General features: G+C 70.8%; 16 protein-coding genes. 13 read left to right on the forward strand and 3 right to left on the reverse strand.

The annotated features are described in order from the left end of the window. The first annotated feature begins 69 nt into the window (after positions 1 to 69). The 8 genes from AB0E77_RS19385 (at position 70) to AB0E77_RS19420 (ending at position 9,168) form a co-directional block, all read left to right on the forward strand. Positions 70 to 1,251, forward strand: coding sequence for a S1 family peptidase (locus tag AB0E77_RS19385; protein WP_361572085.1), 1,182 nt, complete (start codon positions 70 to 72; stop codon positions 1,249 to 1,251). Between the two features lie 110 nt (positions 1,252 to 1,361). Continuing rightward, positions 1,362 to 2,324: a hypothetical protein gene (locus AB0E77_RS19390; RefSeq protein ID WP_361572087.1), complete on the forward strand. Its 963-nt coding sequence runs from the start codon at positions 1,362 to 1,364 to the stop codon at positions 2,322 to 2,324. A gap of 42 nt (positions 2,325 to 2,366) precedes the next feature. Continuing rightward, positions 2,367 to 2,858 (forward strand): ATP-binding protein, encoded by a 492-nt coding sequence (locus AB0E77_RS19395; protein ID WP_361572090.1) that lies wholly within the window; start codon positions 2,367 to 2,369, stop codon positions 2,856 to 2,858. Positions 2,859 to 3,036: 178 nt separating this feature from the next. Then, positions 3,037 to 4,068: a LacI family DNA-binding transcriptional regulator gene (locus AB0E77_RS19400; protein WP_361572093.1), complete on the forward strand. Its 1,032-nt coding sequence runs from the start codon at positions 3,037 to 3,039 to the stop codon at positions 4,066 to 4,068. A 385-nt stretch (positions 4,069 to 4,453) separates the two neighbouring features. Further along, a complete protein-coding gene (locus AB0E77_RS19405; protein WP_361572096.1) occupies positions 4,454 to 5,548 on the forward strand; it encodes an ABC transporter substrate-binding protein in 1,095 nt (364 codons plus the stop codon). A gap of 74 nt (positions 5,549 to 5,622) precedes the next feature. Next, complete coding sequence (locus AB0E77_RS19410) at positions 5,623 to 7,182, forward strand: sugar ABC transporter ATP-binding protein (protein ID WP_361572099.1); 1,560 nt, start codon at positions 5,623 to 5,625, stop codon at positions 7,180 to 7,182. Beyond that, positions 7,175 to 8,137 carry an ABC transporter permease gene (locus tag AB0E77_RS19415; protein ID WP_361572101.1) on the forward strand — a complete coding sequence of 321 codons (963 nt, stop codon included), beginning with the start codon at positions 7,175 to 7,177 and terminating at the stop codon, positions 8,135 to 8,137. Before AB0E77_RS19410 ends, AB0E77_RS19415 begins: the two co-directional genes overlap by 8 nt. Next, on the forward strand, positions 8,134 to 9,168 hold the full coding sequence (locus AB0E77_RS19420; protein ID WP_361572103.1) for an ABC transporter permease: 1,035 nt from the start codon (positions 8,134 to 8,136) through the stop codon (positions 9,166 to 9,168). Before AB0E77_RS19415 ends, AB0E77_RS19420 begins: the two co-directional genes overlap by 4 nt. 82 nt (positions 9,169 to 9,250) lie before the next feature. Here AB0E77_RS19420 and AB0E77_RS19425 read toward each other — a convergent pair whose 3' ends face one another. Further along, positions 9,251 to 12,526 carry a LamG-like jellyroll fold domain-containing protein gene (locus tag AB0E77_RS19425; RefSeq protein WP_361572105.1) on the reverse strand — a complete coding sequence of 1,092 codons (3,276 nt, stop codon included), beginning with the start codon at positions 12,524 to 12,526 and terminating at the stop codon, positions 9,251 to 9,253. A gap of 353 nt (positions 12,527 to 12,879) precedes the next feature. On the opposite strand from AB0E77_RS19425, the gene AB0E77_RS19430 reads away from it, so the two are divergent. After that, positions 12,880 to 13,665: an alpha/beta fold hydrolase gene (locus AB0E77_RS19430; RefSeq protein WP_361572108.1), complete on the forward strand. Its 786-nt coding sequence runs from the start codon at positions 12,880 to 12,882 to the stop codon at positions 13,663 to 13,665. 70 nt (positions 13,666 to 13,735) lie between these two features. Here AB0E77_RS19430 and AB0E77_RS19435 read toward each other — a convergent pair whose 3' ends face one another. Both AB0E77_RS19435 and AB0E77_RS19440 read right to left on the reverse strand, forming a co-directional pair. Next, positions 13,736 to 15,289 (reverse strand): long-chain fatty acid--CoA ligase, encoded by a 1,554-nt coding sequence (locus AB0E77_RS19435; protein WP_361572111.1) that lies wholly within the window; start codon positions 15,287 to 15,289, stop codon positions 13,736 to 13,738. Continuing rightward, complete coding sequence (locus AB0E77_RS19440; RefSeq protein ID WP_361572114.1) at positions 15,286 to 16,851, reverse strand: fatty acid--CoA ligase family protein; 1,566 nt, start codon at positions 16,849 to 16,851, stop codon at positions 15,286 to 15,288. Before AB0E77_RS19440 ends, AB0E77_RS19435 begins: the two co-directional genes overlap by 4 nt. Positions 16,852 to 17,214: 363 nt before the next feature. Here AB0E77_RS19440 and hemA point away from each other — a divergent pair, with 363 nt between their 5' ends. From hemA to AB0E77_RS19460, 4 genes are all read left to right on the forward strand, one after another. Beyond that, positions 17,215 to 18,441, forward strand: coding sequence for a 5-aminolevulinate synthase (gene hemA, locus AB0E77_RS19445; RefSeq protein WP_361572117.1), 1,227 nt, complete (start codon positions 17,215 to 17,217; stop codon positions 18,439 to 18,441). Positions 18,442 to 18,716: 275 nt separating this feature from the next. After that, complete coding sequence (locus tag AB0E77_RS19450) at positions 18,717 to 19,670, forward strand: ACP S-malonyltransferase (protein ID WP_361572120.1); 954 nt, start codon at positions 18,717 to 18,719, stop codon at positions 19,668 to 19,670. Next, positions 19,667 to 20,734, forward strand: coding sequence for an arylcarboxylate reductase (locus AB0E77_RS19455; RefSeq protein ID WP_361572123.1), 1,068 nt, complete (start codon positions 19,667 to 19,669; stop codon positions 20,732 to 20,734). Before AB0E77_RS19450 ends, AB0E77_RS19455 begins: the two co-directional genes overlap by 4 nt. Before the next feature lie 367 nt (positions 20,735 to 21,101). Continuing rightward, the coding region (locus AB0E77_RS19460) for a type I polyketide synthase (RefSeq protein ID WP_361572126.1) at positions 21,102 to 26,962 on the forward strand (5,861 nt) is incomplete at its 3' end.

Raw genomic sequence — 26,962 nt, forward strand, 5'->3', positions numbered from 1 at the left:
GCACCCCCCACCTGCCGCCGATGGCGGCTGCCCGGAAATGGAGACAAGGTGCTTCGTCCACGAGCAATCATGGCCTCAGGCGTCGCGACGGCGGCGCTCGTCCTCGCCGCGGGCGCCGTCCCGGCGCACGGCGAACCCGCGGCGGAACCCGCCACGCCCGCCGGCCAGTACCACCAGCAGATGGTGCACGCCCTCGCCGAGTCGCTCGGGGTCAGCGACGCCACCGCCGCCCGACGGCTGGACTCGCAGGCCCGCCAGCAGACGCTGCTGGAATCCCTCCGCTCCTCGGATGTCGACCCCCGCGGAGCCTACTTCGACGGCAGCGGCCGCCTCACGGTCAACGTCACCGACGCGGGCGCCGCCCGGCAGGTCGAGGCCGCCGGCCTGAAAGCACGCACAGCCCGGCACACCACCGGCGAACTGGACGCCGTCAAGGCGGCGTTGGACGCGACGGCGAAGCGGGAGCTGCCCCCCGGCGTCCAGGGGTGGGGCGTCGACCCCGTGACGAACAAGGTCGTCGTCCAGGTGCGCGACGGATCGACGGCGGCCGACCGGGCGTTCCTGGCCAAGGCCGCCTCCTACGGGTCCGCGGTCACCGTGCGGAACGCCGAGGGCAACGCAGTCCCGATGGCCGGCACCATCTACCCCGGCAGCCGGATGGACTACGGCAACCACTACTGCTCGGTCGGCTACGGCGCCCGCGACGGGTCGGGCCGGCAGGTCCTGGTCACCGCAGGGCACTGCGTCGAGAACCTGCCCGACCTGTACTACGACGGCACGCACTTCGCCAAGGGCACCACCGGCCGCTTCCACCACGGCCGGGACAGCGTCGACATGGGCCTCGCTTCGGTCGACGCGGGCACCGCCATAGCCACCCGGGTCGGTACCTGGAACAACGGCGCCGACATCGCCGTCAAGGGCAGCCGGCGGGCCCCGGTCGGCTCGGACGTCTGCAAGTCCGGGGCCACCTCGGGCTGGACCTGCGGCTCCATCAAGGCCTACGACTACTCGGTGACGTACACCGACCCGGGCCAGCCGGCCACCCTGGTGACCGGCCTCGGCCTGAGCGACGTCTGCGACCTGGGCGGGGACAGCGGCGGCCCGTGGATCTCCGGCGACCAGGGGCAGGGCGTCACCTCCGGCGGCCGGACGGACAACCGGTGCAACGGCGTCTACGGGCAGGGCACCTCGTACTTCCAGCCCCTGGACGACGCGCTGCGGTACTACGGGCTGAGCCTGAACACCGCCTGACCGGACAGGCTCGCCGGCCCGGCGCGACGGCCTCCCCAGACGCCGCGCCGGGCCGCGGGTCCGCCAGTACCCTGCCGGTGCCCTCTCCGGCCCGAAGACCGGGAGCGTCGATGAACCAGCGGGACCACCAGCAGGCCGCCGACCGGCCCGAGGAACCGGAGCGTCCGGGCGAGGCCACCTTCGGGGAGGCCCTCCGCGAGGCGCTGAAGCGGCGAGGACTGTCCCTGCAGCGCCTGCACCACCACCTCGGCGAACGCGGGATCTCGGTGAGCCCGGTGACCCTGAGCCACTGGCAGCGGGGACGCAGCCAGCCCGAGCGTGGGCAGTCCCTGCGGGCCGTCGCGGAGATCGAGGTCATCCTGCACCTCGCGCCGGGCACGCTGCAGAGCCTGCTGGCCCACCGGCGTCCGCGCGGCAGGGCGCTGGCCCCGCCGGACCGCGCGGCCGACGGCCTCTCCCGCGTGCTGAGCCCCGGCGCACCCCTGGAGCGGGCCCTCGGCGCGGACGCCTACCGGTTTAACGAGGGCCTCGTCACGCTCTCCGTCCAGGAGACGGTCCACCTGGACGAGCACGGGTGCATCGCCCGCTACACGGTCGGCCACGTGGTGCGCGCCGTACGGGACGGAGTACGGCACCTGACGGCACATCACAACCTGGACGATCCCGACACACCCTCCGTGCAGGTGACCGTCGGCTGCGGACGCCTGGAAACGCTGAGTTTCCGTCAGGAAGTCAGTTCCGCGATATTCGACATCGGATTCGGACGGGCGCTTCGGCGCGGGGAAACCGCGATCATCGACTACACCCTCGACATCGGTCCCCGGTGGAAGCCCTCGGGCCATCACGAGCGCACTCTGCCCGTCCCGGTCCGGCAGTATCTCCTGCACATCTTCTTCCATCCCCGGCACCTTCCGTCCGCGGTGCACGGCTACTACCGCCACAACTCGCAAGCGCAGCCGGGCGAGATCCGTCCGCTCGGCCTGGACGCCTCCCACAGCGTCCACATACTGCCCGCGAAATGCCACGCCGGAATCTACGGAATCGCGTGGAGACGGCCGGGGCAGGCCGACTGACACGCGTCGCCGCCGCTCCTTCGGTCCCGTCAGGAGACAGCGATGCTTCGAACAGGCTTCACACTGCAGGCCACCCCCGCGACGGTGCGCGCCGCGCGCAAGCGGATCGTCGCCACCGTGCGGTCGTGGCGCGTCCGCCTGGACGAGGAGCGGGAGGTGTGTCTCGCACTCGTCGCCTCGGAACTGCTCACCAACGGCCTCGTGCACGCCGGCGGCCGGCTGACCGTGAGCCTCGTCCTGGACGGGGACATCCTCGTCGTGGAGGTGTCCGACACCGACGGCACCCTGCCCCGGCGGCGCCCCGCGGACCACGCCGCGGAAGGAGGGCGCGGGCTCACCGTCCTGGACGGCCTCTGCGTCCTGCGCGGCGCCGAGCCGACGGAGACCGGCAAGCGCTGCTACGCGGTCCTCGACCTCAACGCCCCCGCCCCGCACCAGGAGCCGGCCCCGGCGCACGCCCTCGGCGAGGAGCCCGGACCCGTACGGTGGACCCTCACACCCGCCGGGAGCCGACTGCTGACGGCACTGCCGTGACGATCGCCGCCCCGGAAGCAGTACGCCGCCCACGTGGCCCCCGACCACCTCCCGCCGACCCGACGACAACGGATGTGTAACGTTGTAAAATCAGCGCGCGGGCTCGGCGCACGGCTTACGGTGGCGACAGCGGACCCGCACCGACCACCCGAGTCGGGCCGTTCAGGAAGGGAATGCCGTGCGGGTCAGCCTCAAGGACGTCGCCGCCCACGCGGGGGTCTCCATCAAGACCGTCTCCAACGTGGTGAACAACTTCCGGCACGTCACCCCCGCGATGCGCGAACGCGTCCAGCGCTCCATCGACGAACTCGGCTACCGGCCCAATCTGGCCGCCCGGCACCTGCGCGCGGGACGCACGGGCATCATCGCGCTCGCCCTGCCCGAACTGGGCAACCCGTACTTCGCGGAACTCGCCGCGGCCGTCATCGACACGGCCGCCGAGCACGACTACACCGTGCTGCTGGACCACACCGGCGGCCGCCGTGAACAGGAGCTCCTGGTCAGTCAGGGTTTCCGGGCGCGCGTCATCGACGGACTGATCCTCAGCCCCATCGAGCTGGAGACCGAGGATCTGCGCGACCGCACCGACGACGTCCCGCTGGTGCTGCTCGGGGAGCGGGACTACGACCTGCCGTACGACCACATCGCCATCGACAACGTCGCCGCCGCCCGCGTCGCCGTCGCCCACCTGGTCGGTCTGGGGCGCCGTGAGGTGGCGTTCATCGGGGCCCGGCGCGGACGCAACGAGCCGGCGCAACTGCGGGTACGCGGCTGGCGCGAGGAACTGACCGCCGCCGGACTCCCCGTCGACGAGGGACTCGTCGCCGCCACCGACGGCTGGGGGCACGCGGACGGCGCGACGGCCATGACCCGCATCCTCGACTCCGGGCGGCTCCCCGACGCGGTCTTCGCCTACAACGACCCCATGGCCATCGGCGCGATGCGCGTACTCCACTCGCGGGGGCTGCGGGTGCCCGAGGACATCGCGGTGGTCGGCTTCGACGATGTGGTCGAGGGGCGGTTCGGGGCCGTGACGCTCACGTCCGTCTCCCCGGACAAGGGTGCCATCGGCCGGCTCGCGGTGGAGTCGGTCCTCGCCCGGCTCGGCGGCGCAGCCCCCGAGGCCCGGCGCATCTGGGCGGACTACCGGCTGGTCGAACGGGAGAGCACACTGGGGCGCCGCGGTGCGGACGCGGACACGAGCTGCTGACGGCGAGAGCGTCCGCCTCTTCGAGGCATCCCGCGGCGACGGCCGCGCCGCCGCTCGCCGGCGCACCCGAGCCTGCCGCCTCACGCACCCTCCGGCCCGTCCGTGGCGCTCTCTGACATCGTTATCGGGGGCGAACTCGCCAGTTTTCACGTCGCGTTGGGTGCGCGTCAAGAGGCCTGCGACAGACCGGTGCGCCGTGGCCCGCGCTCCGTCTCCGGGGGCGCCCGCGACTCCCGCACAAGGGGTTTACAGCCTCCTTGCAACGATGTAAAACCCTCTTGCGGCGCACCGGACACAGTTCCCGCGCCAGGGGGGTCGGCCGGTGGTGTCCGTCGTTCGGTTCCCCTGTTCCCTTTCAGCGTTCGCCCGGATCGGGGTCACCACCATGCAGCGCACCACTCCTCGTCGTTCCCTCCTCGCCCGTCCCGCGGTCGTGGCCCTGGCCGCCGCGGTGGCTCTGACCGCGACCGCCTGCGCCAAGACGGAGGACGACACGTCGGACGGCAAGCAGTCCGGGACGGCCGCCGGCGCCGAGCAGAAGGTCGCCACTCCGAAGCCCGGCGGCAAGTCCTGCACCCTCGACGCCTACGGCGCCGAGCAGATCGACCTGAAGAACGCCACCGTCGGCTTCTCCCAGTCGGAGAAGGAGGCCAACCCGTTCCGCATCGCCGAGACCCGGTCCATCAAGGACGAGGCCGAGAAGCGGGGCGTCAAGCTGCTGACGGCCAACGCCCAGTCGCAGTTCTCCAAGCAGATCAGCGACGTGCAGAACCTGCTCGCCAAGGGCGCCGACCTGCTGGTGATCGCCCCGCTCAACTCCGACGGCTGGGACCCGGTGCTCCAGGCCGCCGCCGCCAAGAAGGTCCCGATCATCACGATCGACCGCAAGATCAACGCCGACCCCTGCAAGGACTACGTCTCCTTCATCGCCTCCGACTTCGTCGAGCAGGGCCGGCGCGCCGCCGACGAGATGATCGAGGCGACGGGCGGCAAGGGCGAGGTCGCGATCCTGCTCGGCGCCGCCGGGAACAACGTCACCACCGAGCGCACCAAGGGCTTCAAGGAGCGGATCGCCGAGAAGGCGCCGGAGCTCGAGGTCGTCTTCGAGCAGACCGGTGACTTCGCCCGCGAGAAGGGCCAGCAGGTCACCGAGCAGCTCATCCAGTCCAAGCCCGGCATCAAGGGGATCTACGCCGAGAACGACGAGATGGGCCTCGGCGCGGTGACCGCCCTCAAGGGCGCGGGCAAGAAGGCCGGCGACGTCAAGATCGTCACGGTGGACGGCACCCGCAACGCCGTCCAGGGCGTCGTGGACGGCTGGATCAGCGGCGTCATCGAGTCCAACCCGCGCTTCGGACCGCTGGCCTTCCAGACGCTGGACACCTTCACCAAGGGCGAGGGCGTCCCCCAGGACATCATCATCGAGGACGGCGCCTACAACGCGGACAACGCCAAGCAGGACATCGGCAAGGCCTACTGACCCCCCCTGACCCCTCCTCCGAGGCCCGGCCCCCGGGCCTCGGCCCCTCTCCTCTCTCATTCCTGGAGGCACAGGTGGCACCCCCCGCCGAAGTCCTCGCCGTCCGCGGACTCAGCAAGTCCTTCCCCGGCGTCCGGGCCCTGGACGACGTGGACCTCACCCTGCACCCCGGCGAGGTGCACGCCCTGATCGGCGAGAACGGCGCCGGCAAGTCGACTCTCATCAAGCTCCTCACCGGCGTCCACCGGCCCGACGCGGGTGAGATCACCTTCCAGGGCCGCAAGGTCTCCTTCAGCACCCCGCTGGAGGCCCAGCAGGCCGGCATCTCGACCATCTACCAAGAGGTCAACCTCATTCCGCTGCTGAGCGTCGCCCGCAACCTCTTCCTGGGCCGCGAGCCGCGCACCCGCTTCGGTGTGCTGGACATGGCCCGCATGAACCGGGAGGCCGCGGAGGTGCTCGGCGCGTACGGCGTCCGCGTGGACGTGCGGCAGCCGCTGCGCACCCTCGGCGTCGGCGCCCAGCAGATGGTCGCCCTGGCCCGTGCCGTCGCGACCGACGCCCGGGTCGTCATCATGGACGAGCCGACCTCCTCGCTCGAACCGCGCGAGGTGGAGACCCTGTTCTCCGTGATCCGACGCCTGCGCGACGCCGGCATCGCCGTCGTCTACGTCAGCCACCGCCTCGACGAGCTGTACGCCATGTGCAGCACCGTCACCGTGCTGCGCGACGGACGCCGCGTGCACCACGGCAGGCTGGCCGACCTGGACCGCCTCGCCCTGGTCTCCACCATGCTCGGCCGGGACCTCGGCGACGTCCGTGAGGAGGGCGCGACGAAGTTCTCCGGCGACCACCAGGCCGCCGGCACCCGGCCCGTCCTCCACGCCGAGGGCCTCACCGTCCCGCACAAGCTGCACGACGTCTCCGTCAGCATCCGTCCCGGGGAGGTCGTCGGCCTCGGCGGTCTGCTCGGCTCGGGACGCACGGAGACGGCGAAGGCCATCTCCGGTGCCCTGGCACGGAGTTCGGGCGAGGTCACGGTGGCCGGCGTGCCGTTGCGCGGCGGCTCGACCCCGGCGGCCATCCGCGCCGGCGTGAGCCTGCTGCCCGAGGACCGCAAGAGCGAGGGCATCGTCCCGGGCCTGTCTGTCCGCGAGAACATCGCGCTCGCGGCCCTGCCCCGGCTCTCCCGCTTCGGCCTGGTCTCCGAGGCCCGCGTCGACAGCATCGTGGACACCTTCGTCGAGCGGCTGCGCATCAAGGCGTCCTCCCCGCACCAGAAGGCCGGCGAACTGTCCGGCGGCAACCAGCAGAAGGTGCTCCTCGCCCGCTGGCTGGCCATGAACCCCAAGGTGCTGCTCCTGGACGAACCCACCCGCGGCATCGACGTCGGCGCCAAGGCCGAGGTCCAGAAACTCGTCGACGAACTGGCCGTGGACGGCCTGGGCGTCCTGCTCATCTCCTCCGACCTGGAGGAACTGATCGAAGGGTCCGACCGCGTGGTCGTACTGAAGGACGGTGCGGTCGTCGGCGAACTGACCGGCGACGACGTCACCGAGGACAAGCTGATGCGCGCCATCGCCGGCGGCGACCCGGTGCACGACGCGGTGAAGGAGGCGGCCACCGATGGCTGAAGCCGCTCTCCGCACCCCGGCCCTGGACCGGACCCGCGTCCTGCAGTGGCTGCAGACCTACGGCGTGTATGCCGGCGTGGCCCTGCTCCTGGTCGTCAACATCGTCATCACCCCGCACTTCATGTCCGCGGAGAACTTCCGCACCCAGGCCGTCCAGGTCGCGCCCGTCATCATCGTCGCGCTCGGCATGGCGCTGGTCATCGGCACCGAGGGCGTAGACCTGTCCGTCGGCGCCGTCATGGCCCTGGCGGCCTCGGTGACGGCCCTCTACCTCGGTTACGGGCTGCTGCCCGCCCTGCTGGTGGTCGCCCTGTTCGCCGCCGGCGTGGGGCTGGCCAACGGGGCGCTGGTCGCGTTCATCGGCGTCCAGCCCATCGTGGCCACGCTGGCGCTCATGGTCGGCGGCCGGGGCCTCGCCCTCGTCCTGCTCCCGCAACTGGAGGACCTGCGCAACCCGTCGCTGGCCTCCCTCGGCTCAGGCGACATCGCCGGCGTCCCGTACCTGATCCTGATCGCCGCCGCACTGGCGCTGCTGGTCGCCTTCGTCGTCCGCCGCACCACCTTCGGCCGCCAGCTCCTCGCCATCGGCGACAGCCGCCCCGCCGCCCAGCTCGCCGGACTGCCGGTACGGCGCGTCCTGATCATCGTGTACATCGCCTGCGCGCTGCTCGCCGCCGTGGCGGGCGTGCTGGCCACCGCCCGACTCCAGGCCAGCGACCCCACCTCCCTCGGCAACCTGATGGAACTCTCCGCCATCACCGCCGTCGTGGTCGGCGGCACCCCGCTGACGGGAGGCCGCGTCAACATCGCGGGCACCGTCGCCGGAGCGGTGCTCATCCAGTTGCTCACCGCCACCCTGATCAAGCACGATCTGCCGCCCTCGTGGACCCAGATCGCCCAGGCCATAGTGATCGTGTGCGCGGTCTACGCGGCACGGGGACGGGGGAAGCGATGACCGCCACCAGGACGGACACGCCCGTGACCACCGCCGGCGACGACCCCGCGGACGCCACCGCACCGGTGGGCTCCACCCGCTCCGAACGGCTGAGCGCCCTGGTCCAGCAGCACGGCGCGCTGGCCGTGCTGGTACTCGTCTCGGTCATCGCCTCCTTCAGCTTCGAGTCGTTCGCCACCGGCGACAACATCTCGAACCTGGCGACCGATTCGGCGTTCCTCGCGATCGTCGCGCTCGGCATGACCTTCGTCATCATCACCGGCGGCATCGACCTGTCCGTCGGCTCCCTGTTCGCCCTCGGCGGTGTCCTGGCGGCCTGGGGATCCCGCCACGGCACCCTGGTGGCACTGCTCCTGCCCCTCGTGGTGTGCGGCCTGATCGGCGTCGTCAACGGCCTGCTGGTCGCCCGCTCCCGACTGGCCCCCTTCATCGTCACGCTGGCCGCCATGCTGGGCGCCCGCGGACTGATGCTCGCCCTCACCGACGAGGGCGCGAACACCTACCTGATCGGCAAGGGCTCCTTCCTCGCCGACCTCGGCCAGGGCACCACCCTGGGCCTGGGCAACCCCGTCTGGATCACGCTGGCGCTGTTCCTGGCCGGCGCCGTGGTGCTGCGCCGCACCCGCTTCGGACAGCACGTGTACGCCGTCGGCGGCAACGAGGACGCGGCCGCGCTGATGGGCGCCCCGGTCGCCCGCACCAAAATCCTCGTCTACACCCTGTCCGGCGTGCTGGCCGGCCTGGCCGGCGCCCTCAACGCGGCCTGGCTCGCCTCCGGGGTGACCATCCTCGGCAACGGCATGGAGCTGGACGCCATCTCCGCCGTCGTCATCGGCGGCACCCTGCTCACCGGCGGCCTCGGCTACGTCAGCGGTTCCCTGGTCGGTGTCCTGCTCCTGAAGGTCATCCAGAACATCATCAACCAGATCGGCTCGCTGGACTCCTCCTACCAACTCGTCGTCAGCGGCGCCTTCCTGGCCCTGGTCGTCATCGCCCAGACCTGGCTGGGACGCAGACGGCAGCTGCTGTGACGGTGCGCGAACGGCGGCGGCCGGTGCCCTTCCCGGGCACCGGCCGCCGTGTCGTGCGCGGACCGTCAGGACAGCCGCGGGGTCACGGCTTCTCCTGCGTGTGGAGCGCGCTCACCTCCTCGGCGGTGAGCGCCTTGTCATAGGCGTGGACCTCGTCCACGGCGCCGTTCCAGAAGTCGGTGTCCTCGCCGTTCCACTGGGCGCGGCCGACCGCGAGGGGACCGGTGCCGACGTAGTTCGGGCCGGCGGTCGCCGTCGCCGCCAGGGCTCCGTCGACGTAGAGCCGGATCTCGTCGCTCACGCCGTCGCGCACCCCGACGAGGTGGTACCAGCGGCCCGTCTGCGGCGTCATGACCAGCCGGGCGCGCTGCTCGCCGGGCGTGCTGAAGGCGAAGGCGCCCTGACCGTACTGGAGATAGAAGGGGCTGGCCTGGAAACGGCTGTCCTGGCTGACGGCGGTGGCGTAGTTGCCCGGAAGCCCGTCGAGCCGCACCCAGGCGGACACCGAGTAGCTGCCGGTCGTGTCCAGCACGGGACCGTCCGTCTCGGCGTACTGCCCCTGGCCGTCGAACTTCAGCGCGCTGCCGCTGACACCCGGCGTCCAGGTGGTGCCCTCCGACAGCCGCAGGGACTTGCCGCCCGGGCCGTCGTCCTTCGCGGTCGTCCCCGTGCCCTCGTCCAGGGCCCAGTGGCCGCCGCCCTTCAGCTCCGGCCGCTCGCCCGCGGCGGCACCGGCCGCGATGACCTCGCGGTTGATCTCACGCACCCGGACCGGGTCGACCTTGATCTCCCGGCGGTCGTACGTGTACAGGCCGTTGAGCTCGTTCTCCAGGTCGGTGATCTGCGTGTACACCGAACCCGACAGCTCGGCGCCGGCCTGCTCGAGATAGAACTTCTCGGTGTTCTCCACGTACTTGCGGGTCAGCGCCTCCTTGTCGGCGACGCCGCTGTAGATCACGGTCGGGGCGCCCGGCCACATGTGCCCCGGGGTGCGCAGGGTGAAGCCGCCGTGCTCACCGTCCAGGGCGGCCCGGTGGTCCGGGAAGGGCGGGTCCTCGTTGTTGTAGTCGTGGTGGTCGACGATGTCGCCCTTGCCCGAGTCACCCTTGGAGTTGCAGCAGTTCACCCCGCTGTGGGCGTTGACCACCCGGGACGGGTCGGCGGCCTTGACGGCGTCGGCGATCCGGCCGCTCTCCTCGCGGTTCCACTCGCCCCAGCCCTCGTTGAAAACGATGTTGCCGATGACGGCGGGGGAGTCGTGGTGCTGCCGCATCGCCTCCATGCCCTGGTCGACGAACGCCTTCTGCCCGGTCGTACTGGTGATGTTCCCGGAGACGAAGTCCTGCCAGACCAGCAGACCGAGCCGGTCCGCGTGGTAGAACCAGCGGGCCGGCTCCACCTTGATGTGCTTGCGGACGGAGTTGAAGCCCAGCTCCTTGTGCGCCTTCAGGTCGAAGGCCAGCGCCTCGTCGCTGGGCGCCGTGTACAGGCCGTCGGGCCAGAAGCCCTGGTCGAGCGTGGCGAGCGAGAAGACGGGCTTTCCGTTGAGCACCAGCTTCTGGTAGCCGCCGACCTTCTCGATGCCCACCTCGCGCATGCCGAAGTAGCTTCCGACCTCGTCCTTCGACGAGCCGTCGGTGAGCTTGACGTCGAGGTCGTAGAGATAGGGGTCGTCCGGGCTCCACAGATGCTGCTTCGCCACGGGGAGGCGCAGCTCCTCGTTGGCCGGCCCGCCGACCCTGCCGACGACCTTGCCGCGCTTGTCACGCGCGACGGCCTCGACGCGCGCCTCGGGGGAGGCGCCCTGCGACTGAACGGTCACCGCGAGGCTGCCCGTGTCGATGTCGGGGGTCGTGACTACGTTGTCAATGGAGGTGTCGGCGACCGGCTCCATCCACACCGTCTGCCAGATGCCCGAGGACTGGGTGTAGAAGATGCCGCCCGGGCTGGTGGACTGCTTGCCCATCGGCTGGTCGGCGCCGCCGGTGTCGGTGACGGCGACGACGATCTCCTGCGGCCCCTTGGCCTTGAGCGCGTCGGTGATGTCGGCGCTGAACGCGTTGTATCCGCCGGTGTGTTCGGCGACCTGCCTGCCGTTGACCCAGACGCGCGCCTGGTAGTCGACGGCACCGAAGTTCAGCTTCAGCCGGTCGCCGTGGTGCCCCTTGCCGACCTTCCAGTTCTTCGGCACGTCGACGAGCCTGCGGTAGAACATGTGGTCCTCGTGCCGCTCGAGCCCGGAGAGCTGCGACTCGACCGGGAACGGCACGATGATCTTCTCGTCCAGGTCCTTGCCGAAGACCGGCTGCTCGCCCGCCTCGGCCGCGGCGAACTGCCAGGGCCCGTTGAGGTTCTGCCACCGGTCGCGCACCTGCTGCGGACGCGGGTACTCCGGCAGCGGGTGCCGCGTGTCGAGCTGGTCGCCCCACTGCGTGGTGAGCCGGTGGGTGGAGTCGTTCTGCGCGTACCGCAGGATCTTCGGAACGGTCTCGCCGCCGGAGGTCAGACCGCCCTCGCCGTCGTAGGTGACCCGGACCTGCTGGTTCTGCTGGACCGGCGCCGCGAGGGTGATCAGCAGGGAGTTGCGGTCGCCGGGGGCGGCCCTGACCGAGGAGACCGGCATGGGCGTGGTGTCGGCCTCGATCTCCAGGTGGGACGCCAGCGCCTCGAGGTCGCCGCCGACCCTGCCCTCGAACCGGGCCCGCACCTGCCGGCCGTTCTCGGCGACCGACGGCTCCACCGGGTACACCTCGAAACCGGCCGGCGGGGTGAACGCCGACATCGGCACGAGCTGCCTGGACAGGCCCGGGGCCGACCAGCGCAGGAACATGTTGGCGCCGCCGGTGTCCTGGAACATCTCCAGCCGGAAGTCGTGCTTCTCGCCCGCGGTGAGCCTGACCGGCGCACTGGTCTGCTCGTTGTCCCAGTCCGGCTGCCAGTGGTCGATCACCGGCTCGCCGTCGATGAGGAGACGGAAGCCGTTGTCACCGCTGGCATAGAAGGTGTAGTCACCGGTGGCCGGCGCCTCGATCTGCCCCGTCCAGCGGGCGGTCGTGTGCTCCGTACGCCCCGTCAGCTCCTGGAAGGTGCTGGTCAGTCCCGAGAAGTTGATCTGCGGGTCGAGCAGGGTGCCGCCGAGTTCGGCGAAGTCCCGCGCGCCCGGCGCCGACATGCTGAAGTACTCGCCCTTCAGCCCGTGCACCGCGACGTCGCTTCGTCCGGCCCGGGCGGCAGCCGCGCCGGCGGGTGTCTCGGCGGCCGAGGCGGTGGACATCAGGCCGGTCGTGGGCAGTGTCAGGGCTGCGGCGGTGAGCAGAGCCCACGCTCTCGCTCGTGGGCGGATGTGTCGTCGTCTCATCGAACCTTTCCTCGCGCAGAGGTCCCGTTCCGGAACCTGTCGGCAGGCGGCACCGGCTCAGGCAGTGCCGGACAGCGGCTCTTCCAACGTTGGAAATCGTTGACAGCGGAATGACAACACGTCACCTGACGACTGTCCAGACCTCGCGCACCGCCTGCTCGGCTCCCTCGCCGCAGACGGCCGCGGACGCCGCCAACCTCACTGCCGGCGACCGGAAAAGCGCAGTTCAAGGGGACGCCCCGGTTCCACCCAGAGCGTAAACCTTGAGTGTGGGACGCCGGTCGGGAAGGCTGGGACCACGGAGGCGTCCTCACCGGAACGCGTTCGCAGGGCACACAGAACGGACGGAGTACATGGCTGACTCGCACGAGTTGAGGCAACGCTGGATCAGGCGGTTCCACCCCTCGCAGGACAGCGAGGTCACAGTGGTCTGCTTCCCGCACGCGGGCGGATCGGCCAGCTACTTCCTGCCGGTGTCGGCCCGGCTCGCACCCCGCGCCGAGGTCCTGGCGCTCCAGTACCCGGGGCGCCAGGACCGGCGTTCCGAGCCCGCGCTCACCAGCGTCGACGCACTGGTGGACGGCATCACCGACGCGCTGCGCGACCACGCCGGCCGGCCTCTGGTGTTCTTCGGGCACAGCATGGGCGGCACGCTCGCCTACGAGACCGCGCGGCGCCTGGAGGCCGAGTCCCCGGGGCGGTTGCTGGGACTGGTCGTCTCCGGGCGCCGGTCACCCGGCAGCGTGCGCGAGGAGAAGGTGCACCTCATGGACGACGCGGGGCTGCTCGCCCAGATACGCAAGCTCCAGGGGACCGACGCGGCGCTGCTGGACGACGAGGACGTGGTGCGGATGATCCTGCCCGCCCTCCGCGCCGACTACACCGCGGTGGAGCAGTACGTGTACCGGCCCGGGCCGGAGCTGAGCTGCCCGCTGTACGTCTACACCGGCGACGCCGACCCGCAGGTGCGCGAGGACGAGGCGAAGGGCTGGGCCGAGCACACACGTGCCGACTTCCGGATCCGGACCTTCACCGGCGGGCACTTCTACCTCGCCGAGCGGAGCGAGCAGGTGATCGCCGCCCTGCGGGAGGACCTGGCCGGCTTCCGCGAGGCGCGCCGGAGCCACGGCACGGGCTGAACCGCCGGGAACACGAGAGGGTGCGCGCGCCGCAAGCGACGGCGCGCGCACCCGGCTTACTGACGTCGGATCAACTCCTGGTGGAGTAGCGGGCCGTGAGTTCCCGCTTCAGCACCTTCCCGCTGGGCCCCAGCGGGAAGTCCGTCACGAACTCCACCAGCCGCGGGTACTTGTGCGCGGCGACCCGCTCCCTGCTCCAGGACACGATGTCCGCGGCGAGCTCCGGACCGGGCTCGCTGCCCGGCCGGGTCCGCACCACGGCGCACACCTCCTCGCCGTACCTGTCGTCGGGGACCCCGATGACGGCGACCTGGGCGACGGCCGGGTGGCGCATCAGCACGTCCTCCACCTCGCGGGGATAGACGTTGTAGCCGCCGCGCAGCACCATGTCCTTCTTGCGGTCGACGAGCGTCAGATAGCCGTCGGCGTCCTTGGTCCCCAGGTCGCCCGTGCGGAACCAGCCGTCGACCAGGACGGCCGCGGTGGCCTCCGGCCGGTTGAGGTACCCGGCCATCACATTGTGGCCGCGGACGACGATCTCGCCCACCTCGCCGTACGGCAGCAACGCGACCCGGTCCTCGACGTCGGCCGCGGCGATCTCCGCCTCGACGCCCCAGATGGTGCGGCCCACCGTGCCGGGCCTGCGCGGCCACGCCTTCTGGTTGTACGCCACCACCGGTGACGTCTCGGTGAGGCCGTACCCCTCGTAGATCGGGCAGCCGTAGACCTCCTGGAAGTCCTCCAGGATCTTGACCGGCAACGCCGAACCGCCGGAGAAGGCGCGGTCGAGGGCGGGGCGGCGGGGGTCCTCGGCGGCGGCGTCGAGGAGCGCCAGATACATGGTCGGCACGCCCATGAACACCGTGCAGCCCTCGGTGACCATGAGGTCGAGCGCGCCCGGACCGTCGAAGCGGCTCATCAGGACCAGGGTGCCCCCGGCCAGGAAGCAGGCGCTCATGCCGCAGGTCTGCCCGAACGTGTGGAACAGGGGCAGACAGCCCAGCAGCACGTCGTCGGGGGTCAGGTCGAACGGGGAGCGCATCGTGGTGTGGACGTTCATCACCAGATTGAGATGGGTGATCATCGCACCCTTGGGCCGGCCGGTGGTGCCCGACGTGTACAGCACCAGCGCCAGGTCGTCCGGCGCCCGCGGCACCAGGCGGTCCAGGGGATCGGCCCGTTCGGCGAGGACGTCCAGGCGCGGCGGACCGTCGTCGCCGCCGGTGCCGTCCTGAGCGAGGACGGTGAGCAGCGCGGTGCCGGTCACCTCCGCCGCCTTGGCGCCCTCCGTCAGCATCGGGCCCGCGCACACCAGCGCCTTCGCCTCGGAGTCGCGCAGCACGTGGACGATCTCGTCGGCGCGCAGCAGGCCGTGCACCGGGACCACCACGGCACCGAGCGCCAGCACGCCGTAGTACACCATCGGGAAGTGCGGCGTGTTGGGAAGCAGCAGGGCGATCCGGTCACCCGGCCGTACGCCGTGCTCCCGCAGCACCGTGGCGTAGCGGCGGGTGGCGCGCCACAGGTCGGCATAGGTGATCCGCTCGGAGCCGAAGACGAGCGCCGGATGGCCGGGGCGCCGCTCGGCGGACTCGGCGAGGACGGAGGCGGCCGAGAGCGTCATGCCGCACCGGTGTGCCGGGCGGCCAGCGCCTGCCTGTCCGGCTTGCCCGCCCCGGTCAGCGGCAGGGTGTCGTGGAAGGTGACCACGGCAGGGACGTGCTTCGGGGACAGCTCGGCGGCGACATGGCCCACCAGGGCGGCGGAGTCGGCGGTGCCGCCCGGCCGGACCACGACGGCGGCGTGGATGTGCTCCAGCCGGTCCTCGTCGACCACGCAGTACACCGCCGCCTGGTTCACCTCCGGGTGGGCCAGCAGCGCGTTCTCGACGTCCGTGGGCTGGACCTTGATGCCGTTGGTCTTCATCACGTCGCCCAGCCGGCCGTGCAGACGCAGATAGCCGCCCTGGTCGACGGAGCCGAGGTCGCCGGTGTGCACCCAGCCGTCACGGACGGCCTCGGCGGTCAGCTCCGGCTCGCCCCAGTAGCCGAGCATGTTGAACGGCGTGCGCACACACACCTCGCCGACCTCGCCGGGCGCGAGGTCGCGGTGGTCGTCGGGGTCGACGACGCGCACCTCCGCGGTCAGCTTGCCGACGGTCCCGCGGAGCTCGGCGTCGAAGTGGTCCGGGGGCAGCAGCACGCTGATGCCGCTGGTCTCCGTGGTGCCGTAGAACTGGAGGAGCACCGGGCCGAACACCTCGATCGCCTCGGCCAGCCGGGCCGGGGACGCGGCGCAGCCGCCGTAGGAGATGATCCTGATGCTCGACCGGTCGGTGGTGGCGATGTCCGGGTGGTCGACCAGCATGTACAGCTGCGGCGGCGTCAGCGTCAGCGCGGAGACGCGGTGCCGCTCCACCGCGCGCAGCACCCTGCCCGGCTCGAACCCGTCGTGCAGGACGACCGTGCCGCCGGAGGCGAGGGCGAGGTCGACGCCGGAGCCGTTGGAGTGGCTCACCGGCAGGGTCGACAGGTACACGATGGGTTCGGGGGACTGGAGGCCCGCCATGAGGTAGAGGCTGCGCACCCGGTAGGGCAGGGTGACGCCCTTGGGCTTGCCGCTGGTGCCGCTGGTGAAGAGCACCACGGCCGGCTGCTCGGGGTCGGCCTCGACGGCTTCCAGGTCGAAGGCGTCCGCGTCGCCCGAGGACAGGTCCAGGACATCGGCACCGAGGGCGCCGAGCGCGGCGAGCCGCGGCGGTGCCGAGAGCCGGCCGGCCAGCTCACGGGCCGCGTCGAGGTTCTCCTTGTCGACGGCGAGATACGCCGCCCTGGACTTGGCGAGGATCTCGGACCGGGCGGCGGCGGCGAGCTGGTCGGAGGGGTCCACGGCGTTCGTGGAGTGCAGATGCACCACGGTGGCCCCGGCGAGGTTGGCCGCGTAGCGCAGGATGATCGTCGCCGGAGTATTGGTGACAGTGAGAACCGCCACAACCGGCGCCGCGCCGTTCGCCGTCGGACCCGGATTCTCGGAGAAGTCCCGGCGCAGGAGTTCCGCCGCCGCGAGAACCGCCCGGGAGAACTGGTCCGCGGTCCACTCCTCGCCTTCCCGCCACAGGGCGACCCGGTCCGGATCCGACGCCAGCGCCTCAAGTACCCGGCGGGCGTAATTCTCGTTCGAGGACACCGAAACTCCACTCCATCGACCCGTTTTGGTCGGTGCAGGATTGCATGATCGCAGGGGTATGGCAACGGGTCATGAGTTACCGTCAGCTTTGCCGACTTGTCCGGGTTGCCGTGTGTATGTGTTTCAACTCCGCGCTATCACGGGTAGGTTGGACGCCGACCGTGGGCTGATGATATACAAGAGTTACTCTCGCGCACCTCCTCGAATTGAGGACGGTCAGCCGCAATTTCCCGCACGAATCCGCCGGTGAAGCGTCCGTGCCGGGGCCGAGAAACCGCCGTAGGCGCGAGGAATCAGCCAGCTCCACGCAGTCGCCTGTAGTTGCACGCGGCCTCAGACGGCCCGAAAACGAAGCGAGTAGACGTGACCCCATACCTGGACCTCTTTTCACGCCTCATCGACGGCGCTGACGGGGGAAAGAGAGAGTTCCTGGAGATCGGACGGCTCGCCGGGAGGTTCCCCGCGGCCAGTGTGCGCAGCGACGGGGATGCGGACAGCATCAGCGTCTGGTGCAGCAACGACTACCTCGGCATGGGCCAGCACCCCGCGGTACTGGCGGCCATGAAGGAGGCCGTCGACAAGTACGGTGCGGGCGCCGGAGGTTCACGCAACATCGGCGGCACCAACCACTACCACGTCCAGCTGGAGGAGGAGCTCGCCGCACTCCACGGCAAGGACGACGCCCTGCTGTTCACCTCCGGCTACACCGCCAACGACGGTGCGCTGTCCGTCATCGCCGGTCGCCTGGACGGCTGCGTCGTGTTCTCCGACGCGCTCAACCACGCCTCCGTCATCGACGGCCTGCGCCACAGCCGCGCCCAGAAGCAGATCTTCCGGCACAACGACACCGCGCACCTGGAAGAACTGATAGCGGCGGCCGACCCGGACGTGCCCAAGCTCATCGTCGCCGAGTCCGTGTACTCGATGAACGGTGACATCGCCCCGCTGGCGGAGATCGCCGACATCGCCAAGCGCTACGGGGCGATGACCTACATCGACGAGGTGCACGCCGTCGGCATGTACGGCCCGCAGGGCGCCGGAATCGCGGCCCGGGAAGGCATCGCCGACGACTTCACCGTCGTCATGGGCACCCTGGCCAAGGGCTTCGGCACCACCGGCGGTTACATCGCCGGCCCCTCCGAAGTGATCGAAGCGGTACGCATGTTCTCCCGCTCCTTCATCTTCACCACCGCGCTGCCGCCCGCCGTGGCCGCCGGCGCCCTGGCGGCCGTACGCCACCTGCGCTCCTCCGAGGCGGAGCGGGCGCAGCTGTGGTCGAACGCGCAGCTGATGCACCGTCTGCTCGACGAGCGCCGCATCCCGTTCATCTCCGACCAGACGCACATCGTGTCCGTCCTGGTGCGCGACGAGGCCCTGTGCAAGCGCATGTCCACGCAGCTGCTGGACCGGCACGGGATCTACGTCCAGGCCATCAACGCGCCCAGCGTGCGGGTCGGCGAGGAGATCCTGCGGGTCGCTCCCGGCGCCGTGCACAAGGCCGACGAGGTCAAGGGCTTCGTCGACGCCCTGGACCAGGTGTGGACCGAGCTGGACGCCGAGCGCCTGCCGGCCGCCCCGGACCGTAGCTGATTCCGCCTTCCCAACCCCCCGCGAGCGGCCGGTGACTGATTGTTTGTCAGCCACGTCACGTCGAGCAGCCCTTGCTTGACATGAGATCGCTGGCGGGGGTTGGATGAGATTATCGAACGGCTAAGCGACCTGTGGGTAGTTGTAGCGTGCAAGGCAGTGGTGGCTCCCTCGCGTGAGCCGGCCGCAAAGTGCCGCTTCGCGGTATGCCCTTCTCTGACCGGGAAGGGTGGGAACGGGGGTTCTGAGTGACGCTTGCGTATGTCCTCGATGGTGGCATGAATGACCGGCCCGGGGCCGGCACCGAACTGTACGAACTCTTTCCGAGTGTGCAGCGGACCTATGCGCAGATAGCGGACTGGACCGGTATCGATGTTCAGCGAATTTTTCATGAACAAAGAGAACCGGGACAGGAGCATCGTCAAGGAGTCGGCGCCGTCAGACAGGCGGCGGCCATTCTCGGAATTGCCGACGTGCTCGCGGAAGAATACGCAATCACCCCCACCGCGGTATGCGGGCTCAGTTTCGGCGCACTCGTCGCCGCAACCCTCGCCGGAGCAGTGGAAAGACGTGATCTGTTCACCCTGCTGATGCGTTTCCGGGAAGTCCCGCCACCCACCGTGTCGGAATCCCGGCGGCAGGCCGTCGCCATGCTCCGCATTCCCCTCGAGAACGACCCCGCCGCCTTCGTGGCGGACGCTCCCGACGTCCACCTCTCCGCGGATCTCGGCCGCGTCGGCACCGGCAACGAACGCATGGTGCTGCTGGGCGGCTACCGGTCCGCACTCGAAAGCTTCGGCGCGGCCCTGCCGCCCGGCGCCCTGCACGTCTCCGACGACCACGGCGCCGCCTTCCACTCACCCCTGCAGCGGCACGTCACGGAGTTCATCGAACCCACGCTGGAGGCCATGACCTTCCGCGACCCACGCGTCCCCGTCCACTCGTGCATGGAGCGCAAGGCGCTCACCACGGGGGAGGAGATCCGTGACCTGTTCCACCGCAACCCGACCGACCCGGTGAGCGTGCCGCACATGATCGGCGGCCTCGAGGACGCCGGCACCGAACTCGGCCTGGTCCTCGGCCCCGCCGCCTTCGGCACCTTCCAGAACGCCCAATTCCCCGTGGTCCACGTCGAGTCCCCGGACCACGTCTTCGAGGCGATGACCGCGGTCTACGACTTCGGCATCGAACTGCCCCCCGTGGACGACGCAACGATGGGGAGCCCCCGATGACCGACATGAACGCACTCGTCGACCAGTGGCTGGACCAGGACATCGACGCCTGGACCCGCCGGGTCGTCCGCCGCCACTTCGACCCCGACACGGGCAGCCCGTACTGGCTCAAGCGCGCGGCCGAACTCGCCGTCGACCCCGCGGACATCACGACCTACGACGACCTCACCGCCTTCGGTCCGATGCCGCTGGGCGAACTGCGCACGCTCGACCCGGCCGACCTCGTGCCCCAGGCCGTCCCCCGCCCCCTGGGCGGACGCATCTGGGACTCCGGCGGCACCACGGGCAGCCCCTGCCGCGTCTTCTACACCGAGCCGATGCTCGAGCACCGCGCCGCCTGGCGCCGCTGGGTCATCGAACGCGAGGGCTTCGAGCCCGGCCGCGGCTGGCTCCAGGCAACCCCCACCGGCCCGCACCTCATCGGCCAGGGCGCCGTGGACCTCGCCGAGCTCTACGACGGCCGCGTGTACGGCATCGACTTCGACCCCCGCTGGGTCAAGCGGCTGCTGCGCGGCGGCCGGCTCAAGGACGCCCAGGAGTACACCGCCCACATCGTCGACCAGATGGCCGCCGTGCTGGAGACCCAGCCCGTCGACTACCTCGTCACCACCCCGGCACTGCTCCAGGCGTTCATCAAGGCCCGGCCCGAACTGGTCGCCCGGCTCAGCGGCGTACGGCTCAGCGGCACCCACGCCACCCCGGCGATGCGCCGCTCCTTCCACGAGGCCCTCGGCGGCGGACTCGTCGTCGTCACCTACGCCAACACCTTCGGCAACACCGTCGCCCTCCCCGTGGAGAACGAGGGCACACTCATGCCCTACCTGCCCAACTACCCGCAGGTGACCATGGCGGTCGTCGACAAGGACGACTGGTCGACGGTCGTCCCCTACGGCGAACAGGGCCAGGTCCGCCTGACCGTCCTGCACGACGACCTCTTCCTGCCCAACATCCTGGAGCGCGACCTGGCCGTCCGGTACGACACCGGCGACGCCTGGCCCTGCGACGGCGTCGCCAACGTACGACCCCTGCAGGTCGTCCGCTCGGCGCCGGAGGGGATCTACTAGACCCACGCCGGGGTGCGCACGGCCACACCGCACCCACCCCGGCACGCCCCGGGCGGACACCTGGCGGAGACCTGGTGGACACCCGGCGCGCGCCGGTGGCCGTCCGCGCGGGCCCCGTCGCCGCGCGGCCCGGTCCGTGGCCCGGCCGGGTGCGCCGGCGTGCGCCACCGGTCAGCGTCCGCCCGGACGACGGCCGCCGCCGTGTCCGCCGCCACACGTCCCACGGACGCCGACCCGCCCCCGCCGGACGATCCCGGACGGCCCACGGCGCCCCCCGACCACCATCCGACCACCGTCAGCCGCCGGAGCCGGGAGCGACGAGCCGTCGCGCCCGGCATCCCACGTCCTGGTCCAGGGAGTCATGCTCATGAAGCGTTCTGAGGCCGCCGTCGCACACCCGGCGGACACTCCGATCGCCGTCGTCGGAGTCTCTTGCCGCCTCCCCGGAGCACCCGACCCCACCGCCTTCCGCAACCTGCTGCGGGCCGGCGCCGACGCCATCACGGACGTACCCCGGGAACGCTGGAACGCCGACGAGCTGTACGACGAGGACACCGGCCGGCCGGGCACGGTCAACACCCGACGCGGCGGCTTCCTGAACCAGACCGACGTCGACCACTTCGACGCCGCCTTCTTCGGCATATCGCCCCGCGAAGCCGCCGCGATGGACCCGCAGCAGCGCCTCGTCCTGGAACTCACCTGGGAAGCCCTCGAAGACGCGGGCATCGTCCCCGACCGGCTCCGCGACACCGACACCGGCGTCTACCTGGGCGTCATCGCCGACGACTACGCCACGCTGCAACGCCGACGCGGCGTCGAGTCCATCGACCGGCACAGCTTCACCGGCCTCCACCGCAGCCTCATCGCCAACCGCGTCTCCTACCACCTCGGACTGCGCGGCCCCAGCCTGACCCTCGACGCCGGCCAGGCATCCTCCCTCGTCGCCGTCCACCTGGCCTGCGAGAGCCTGCGCCGCGGCGAGAGCACCGTCGCCGTCGCCGGCGGCGTCAACCTCATTCTCGCCCCCGAGAGCAGCGTCAGCGTCGCCAAGTTCGGCGGACTCTCCCCCGACGGCGTCACCTACACCTTCGACGCCCGTGCCAACGGCTACGTACGCGGCGAGGGCGGCGGCGCCGTCGTCCTCAAGCCCCTGGCCGCCGCCCTCGCCGACGGCGACCCCGTGTACTGCGTCATCCGCGGCAGCGCCGTCAACAACGACGGCGGCGGCACCCATCTCACCACCCCCCACCAGCCCGCGCAGGAAGACGTCCTGCGCCGCGCCTACCGGCAGGCCGGCGTGGACCCCTCCCGCGTCCAGTACGTCGAACTCCACGGCACCGGCACCAGGACCGGCGACCCGATCGAGGCCGCGGCCCTCGGCACCGTCCTCGGCAGCGCACGCCGCAGCACCGGCACCCCTCTGCGGGTCGGCTCCGCCAAGACCAACGTCGGCCACCTCGAGGGCGCCGCGGGCATCGTCGGCTTCATCAAGACGGCCCTCGGTCTGAAGCACGGCGAACTCTTCCCCAGCCTCAACTACCGCACCCCGAACCCCGACATCCCGATGGACACGCTCAACCTGCGCGTCCAGACCGAGACTCAGCCCTGGCCCACCGACCCGCACACGGACGGCCCCCGCACGGCGGGCGTCAGCGCCATCGGCGTGGGCGGCACCAACTGCCACGTGGTGCTGGAGGAGGCGCCGGCTGCCGAGCAGACGCCGGTGGCGGACTCTCCGCAGGCCGTGGCGCCGGTGGTGGTGCCGTGGGTGCTCTCGGGGAAGTCGGAGGCGGCACTGCGGGGGCAGGCGGAGCGGCTCGCCGCGTCGCTGGGCGAGCGTCCTGAGCTGGCTCCGGTGGATGTCGGGTGGTCGTTGGCGGCGACGCGGTCGGTGTTCGAGTACCGCGCGGTCGTCCTGGACGGAGCGGACGGTCTGCGGGCGCTGGCCGAGGGCCGTGAGGCCTCGGGCGTGGTCCGGGGGAGCGCGGGGGGCGCGGGGGATGCGGATGGCCGTGCGGTGTTCGTGTTCCCGGGTCAGGGTTCGCAGTGGGCGGGGATGGCGGCTGAACTGCTCGATGCCTCACCGGTGTTCGCGGCGCGTATGGCCGAGTGTGCGGTTGCGCTCGCGCCGTTCGTGAACTGGTCGCTGATCGACATCCTGCGGGATGCGGACACGGATGCCTGGCTCGACCAGGTCGACGTGGTGCAGCCGGTGTTGTGGGCGGTCATAGTCTCGCTGGCCGAGGTGTGGCGTTCGCACGGCGTCGAACCCGCTGCGGTGGTCGGTCATTCGCAGGGTGAGATCGCTGCCGCGTGTGTGGCGGGTGCGCTGTCGTTGCAGGATGCGGCGAAGGTGGTGGCCCTGCGCAGCAAGGCGATCCGGGCGCTGTCCGGGCGGGGTGGCATGGTGTCCGTCTCGCTCGGTGTGGATGCGGTCGGTGAGCGTCTGGCGGCTTGGGGCGGTCGGCTGTCGGTCGCTGCGGTCAACGGTCCCTCGGTCGTGGTCGTGTCCGGTGACGCGGACGCGCTGGACGAGCTGCTGGCCGCCTGCGAGACGGAGGGCGTACGAGCCCGCCGTATCGCCGTGGACTACGCCTCGCACTCCGCCCACGTGGAGGCGATCGAGGACGTCGTCCTGCGCGACCTGGCGGGCATCACTCCTCGGGACGCGGCCGTGCCGTTCTACTCGACGGTGACGGGCGGCGTCGTGGACACGTCGTCTCTGGATGCGGGGTACTGGTATCGCAACCTGCGGCAGACGGTGCGTTTCGCGGATGCCGTGGAGGCTCTGCTGGACGACGGTTTCCGTGTGTTCGTGGAGTCCAGTGCGCATCCGGTGCTGACGCTGGGTGTGGAGCAGACCGCCGAGACGCACACCGACACGCCGGTCACGGCGGTCGGTACGCTGCGCCGCGGTGAAGGCGGCCTGGAGCGTTTCCTGACCTCCGCCGCCGAGGCGTTCGTCGGCGGTGCGGCCGTCGACTGGGCCGGTGTGTTCGCGGGCGCGGGTGCCCGGCGCGTCGACCTGCCCACCTACGCCTTCCAGCGTCGCCGCTACTGGCTGGACGCGGTGGCCGACCGTGGGACCGAGCACGTGGCCGGGCGGACGGCCGAGCAAGCCGCTGAGCCGATGGCTGAGCCTGTGGAGGACGACGGCGCCTCGGGACTCAGGCGACGTCTGACGGGGCTGAGCGAGGACGAGCAGACGGACCTGCTCCTGGAACTGATCCGTACCCAGGTCGCCACGACACTGGGGTACGAGGGACCCGAGGGGGTGGACCCCGGGCGGACGTTCAAGGAACTGGGCTTCGACTCGCTCGGTGCCGTCGAGTTCCGTAACCGTCTGAACGCGACGACCGGGCTGCGTCTGGCGACCACCCTGCTGTTCGACTACCCCACGCCGGCAGTCCTCGCGCGTCACCTGAGGACCTCCGTCCTCGGCGCGGAGCGGCTGAGCAGCGCCCCGGTGCCGGCCACCGTGTCCCACGACGAACCCATCGCCATCGTCGGGATGGGCTGTCGATTCCCGGGCGGAGTGCAATCGCCGGAAGACCTGTGGCAGTTGATCGTGTCCGACGGGGACGCGATCGGTGAGTTCCCCCTGGACCGGGGATGGGACCTGTCCGCCCTCTATTCACCGGAACGGGGCCGGCCGGGCAGCACGTACGCCCGCGAGGGCGGCTTCCTCTATGACGCCGGTGACTTCGACCCCGAGTTCTTCGGTGTTTCGCCGCGCGAGGCGCTGGCGATGGACCCGCAGCAGCGGCTGCTGCTGGAGACGTCCTGGGAGGCGTTCGAGCGGGCCGGTATCTCTCCCGCCGGCCGGACGAAGAGCGAGACCGGCGTCTTCGTCGGTGCGATGGCGCAGGACTACGGCCCCCGCATGCACGACGCCTCGGACGGCCTTCAGGGATACCTGCTCACCGGGAGCAGTGTCAGTGCTGCTTCGGGGCGTATCTCCTACACGTTCGGGTTCGAGGGCCCTGCGGTGACGGTGGACACGGCGTGTTCGTCGTCGCTGGTGGCGTTGCATCTGGCGGTGCAGTCGCTGCGTCAGGGGGAGTGCTCGCTGGCGCTGGCCGGCGGTGTGACCGTGATGGCGAGTCCCGGCATCTTCGTGGAGTTCAGCCGACAGCAAGGCGTCGCTGCGGACGGCCGTTGCAAGGCGTTCGCATCGGGGGCTGACGGCACCGGTTGGGCCGAGGGCGCCGGGATGCTGTTGCTGGAGCGGCTGTCGGATGCGCGGCGTAACGGGCACCAGGTGCTGGCGGTGGTGCGGGGTTCGGCGGTCAATCAGGACGGTGCGAGCAATGGCCTGTCCGCGCCGAACGGTCCGTCGCAGCAGCGGGTGATCCGTGCTGCGTTGGCGAATGCCGGGGTGTCCGCGGCTGAGGTCGATGTGGTGGAGGCGCACGGTACGGGTACGAAGTTGGGTGACCCGATCGAGGCGCAGGCGCTGCTGGCGACCTACGGCCAGGACCGTCCCGAGGACCGGCCGCTGCGGCTGGGTTCGGTGAAGTCGAACATCGGGCATACGCAGGCGGCTGCGGGTGTCGCGGGCGTGATGAAGATGGTGCTGGCGATGCGGCACGGGGTGCTGCCGCGGACGTTGCATGTCGACGAGCCTTCGCCGTACGTGGACTGGTCCTCCGGCGCCGTCGAGTTGTTGACGGATGCGACGCCCTGGCCGGAGGGCGCCGAGGCGCGTCGGGCGGGTGTGTCGTCGTTCGGTATCAGCGGCACCAACGCCCATGTCATCGTGGAGGAGGCCCCGGCTGTCGTGGAGACGCCGGTTGCGGACGCTGTGCCGCCGGTGGTGGTGCCGTGGGTGGTGTCGGCGAAGTCGGAGGCTGCGCTGCGGGGTCAGGCGGGGCGTCTGGTGTCGTTCCTGGCCGAGTCGGATGCCGATCCCGTCGATGTGGCGTGGTCGTTGGCGACGTCGCGGTCGGCGTTCGAGCACCGGGCTGTGGTGCTGTCGGGTGATCGGGCTGGGGTGTCTGCGCTCGCGTCGGGTGAGCCGGTTGCCGGCGTGGTCAGTGGTCACGTAGTACCCGGTCGGCTGGCGGTGTTGTTCTCGGGGCAGGGCAGTCAGCGTGTGGGGATGGGCCGGGGGTTGTATGAGGCGTTCCCGGTCTTCGCCGAGGCGTTCGATGAGGTGTGTGCCGGGTTCGACGGGTTGCTGGAACGACCGTTGCGGGACGTGGTGTTCACCGATGGTGACGCCCTGGACGCGACCGTGTTCACGCAGGCGGCGTTGTTCGCCATCGAGGTGGCGTTGTTCCGGCTCGTGGAGTCGTGGGGTGTGCGTCCTGATGTGGTGGGCGGGCACTCGATCGGTGAGTTGGCGGCAGCCCATGTCGCCGGTGTGTGGTCGCTGGAGGACGCGTGTGTGCTGGTGGCCGCGCGCGGTCGTCTGATGCAGGCACTGCCGTCGGGCGGGGCGATGCTCGCCGTCGAAGCGGACGAAGCAGTCGTCAACGCGTCACTGGCCGGCCGTGAGGGTGTGGCTGTTGCGGCGGTGAACGGGCCGCAGGCGGTGGTGGTTTCCGGTGACGGTGCTGTGGTCTCGGAGCTTGAGGAGGTGTGGCGGGCTGAGGGTCGTCGGGTGCGTCGGCTGCGGGTGTCGCATGCCTTCCATTCGCCGTTGATGGAGCCGATGCTGGACGAGTTCCGGCAGATCGCCCAGTCCCTCACCTACAACGAGCCCCGGCTCTCGGTCCTGTCGAACGTGACGGGTGAGCTGGCGGCTGCGGAGGGCGTGTGTGACCCCGAGTACTGGGTGCGTCATGTGCGTGAGGCGGTGCGTTTCGCCGACGGCATCACGTATCTCTCCGAGCAGGGTGTGACGGCCTGCCTGGAGCTGGGCCCGGACGGTGTGCTGTCCGGGATGGGCGCGGACTCCGTCCCGGAGATGGTGTTCGCTCCGGTCCTGCGCAAGGACCGGGACGAGGCCGGGTCGCTCGTGGAAGCCTTGGCGCAGGCATACGTCCGGGGACACGCCGTGGACTGGGCTGCGTTCCTCGCCCCGTCCCGCCCCCGGCTGGTGGAACTGCCCACCTACGCCTTCCAGAAGGAGCGGTACTGGGTCCTGCCTACTCCGTCCGCGACCGACACCTCACTTGAGACGGCGAGTTGGCGTTATCGGGTGGCGTGGTCGCCGGTGACGGTGGGTTCGGGTGTGTTGTCGGGGGCTTGGCTGGTTGTGGTGCCGGCTGGTCTGGCTGATGA

The organism is Streptomyces sp. NPDC032940 (assembly GCF_040636935.1).
Taxonomy (GTDB): domain Bacteria; phylum Actinomycetota; class Actinomycetes; order Streptomycetales; family Streptomycetaceae; genus Streptomyces.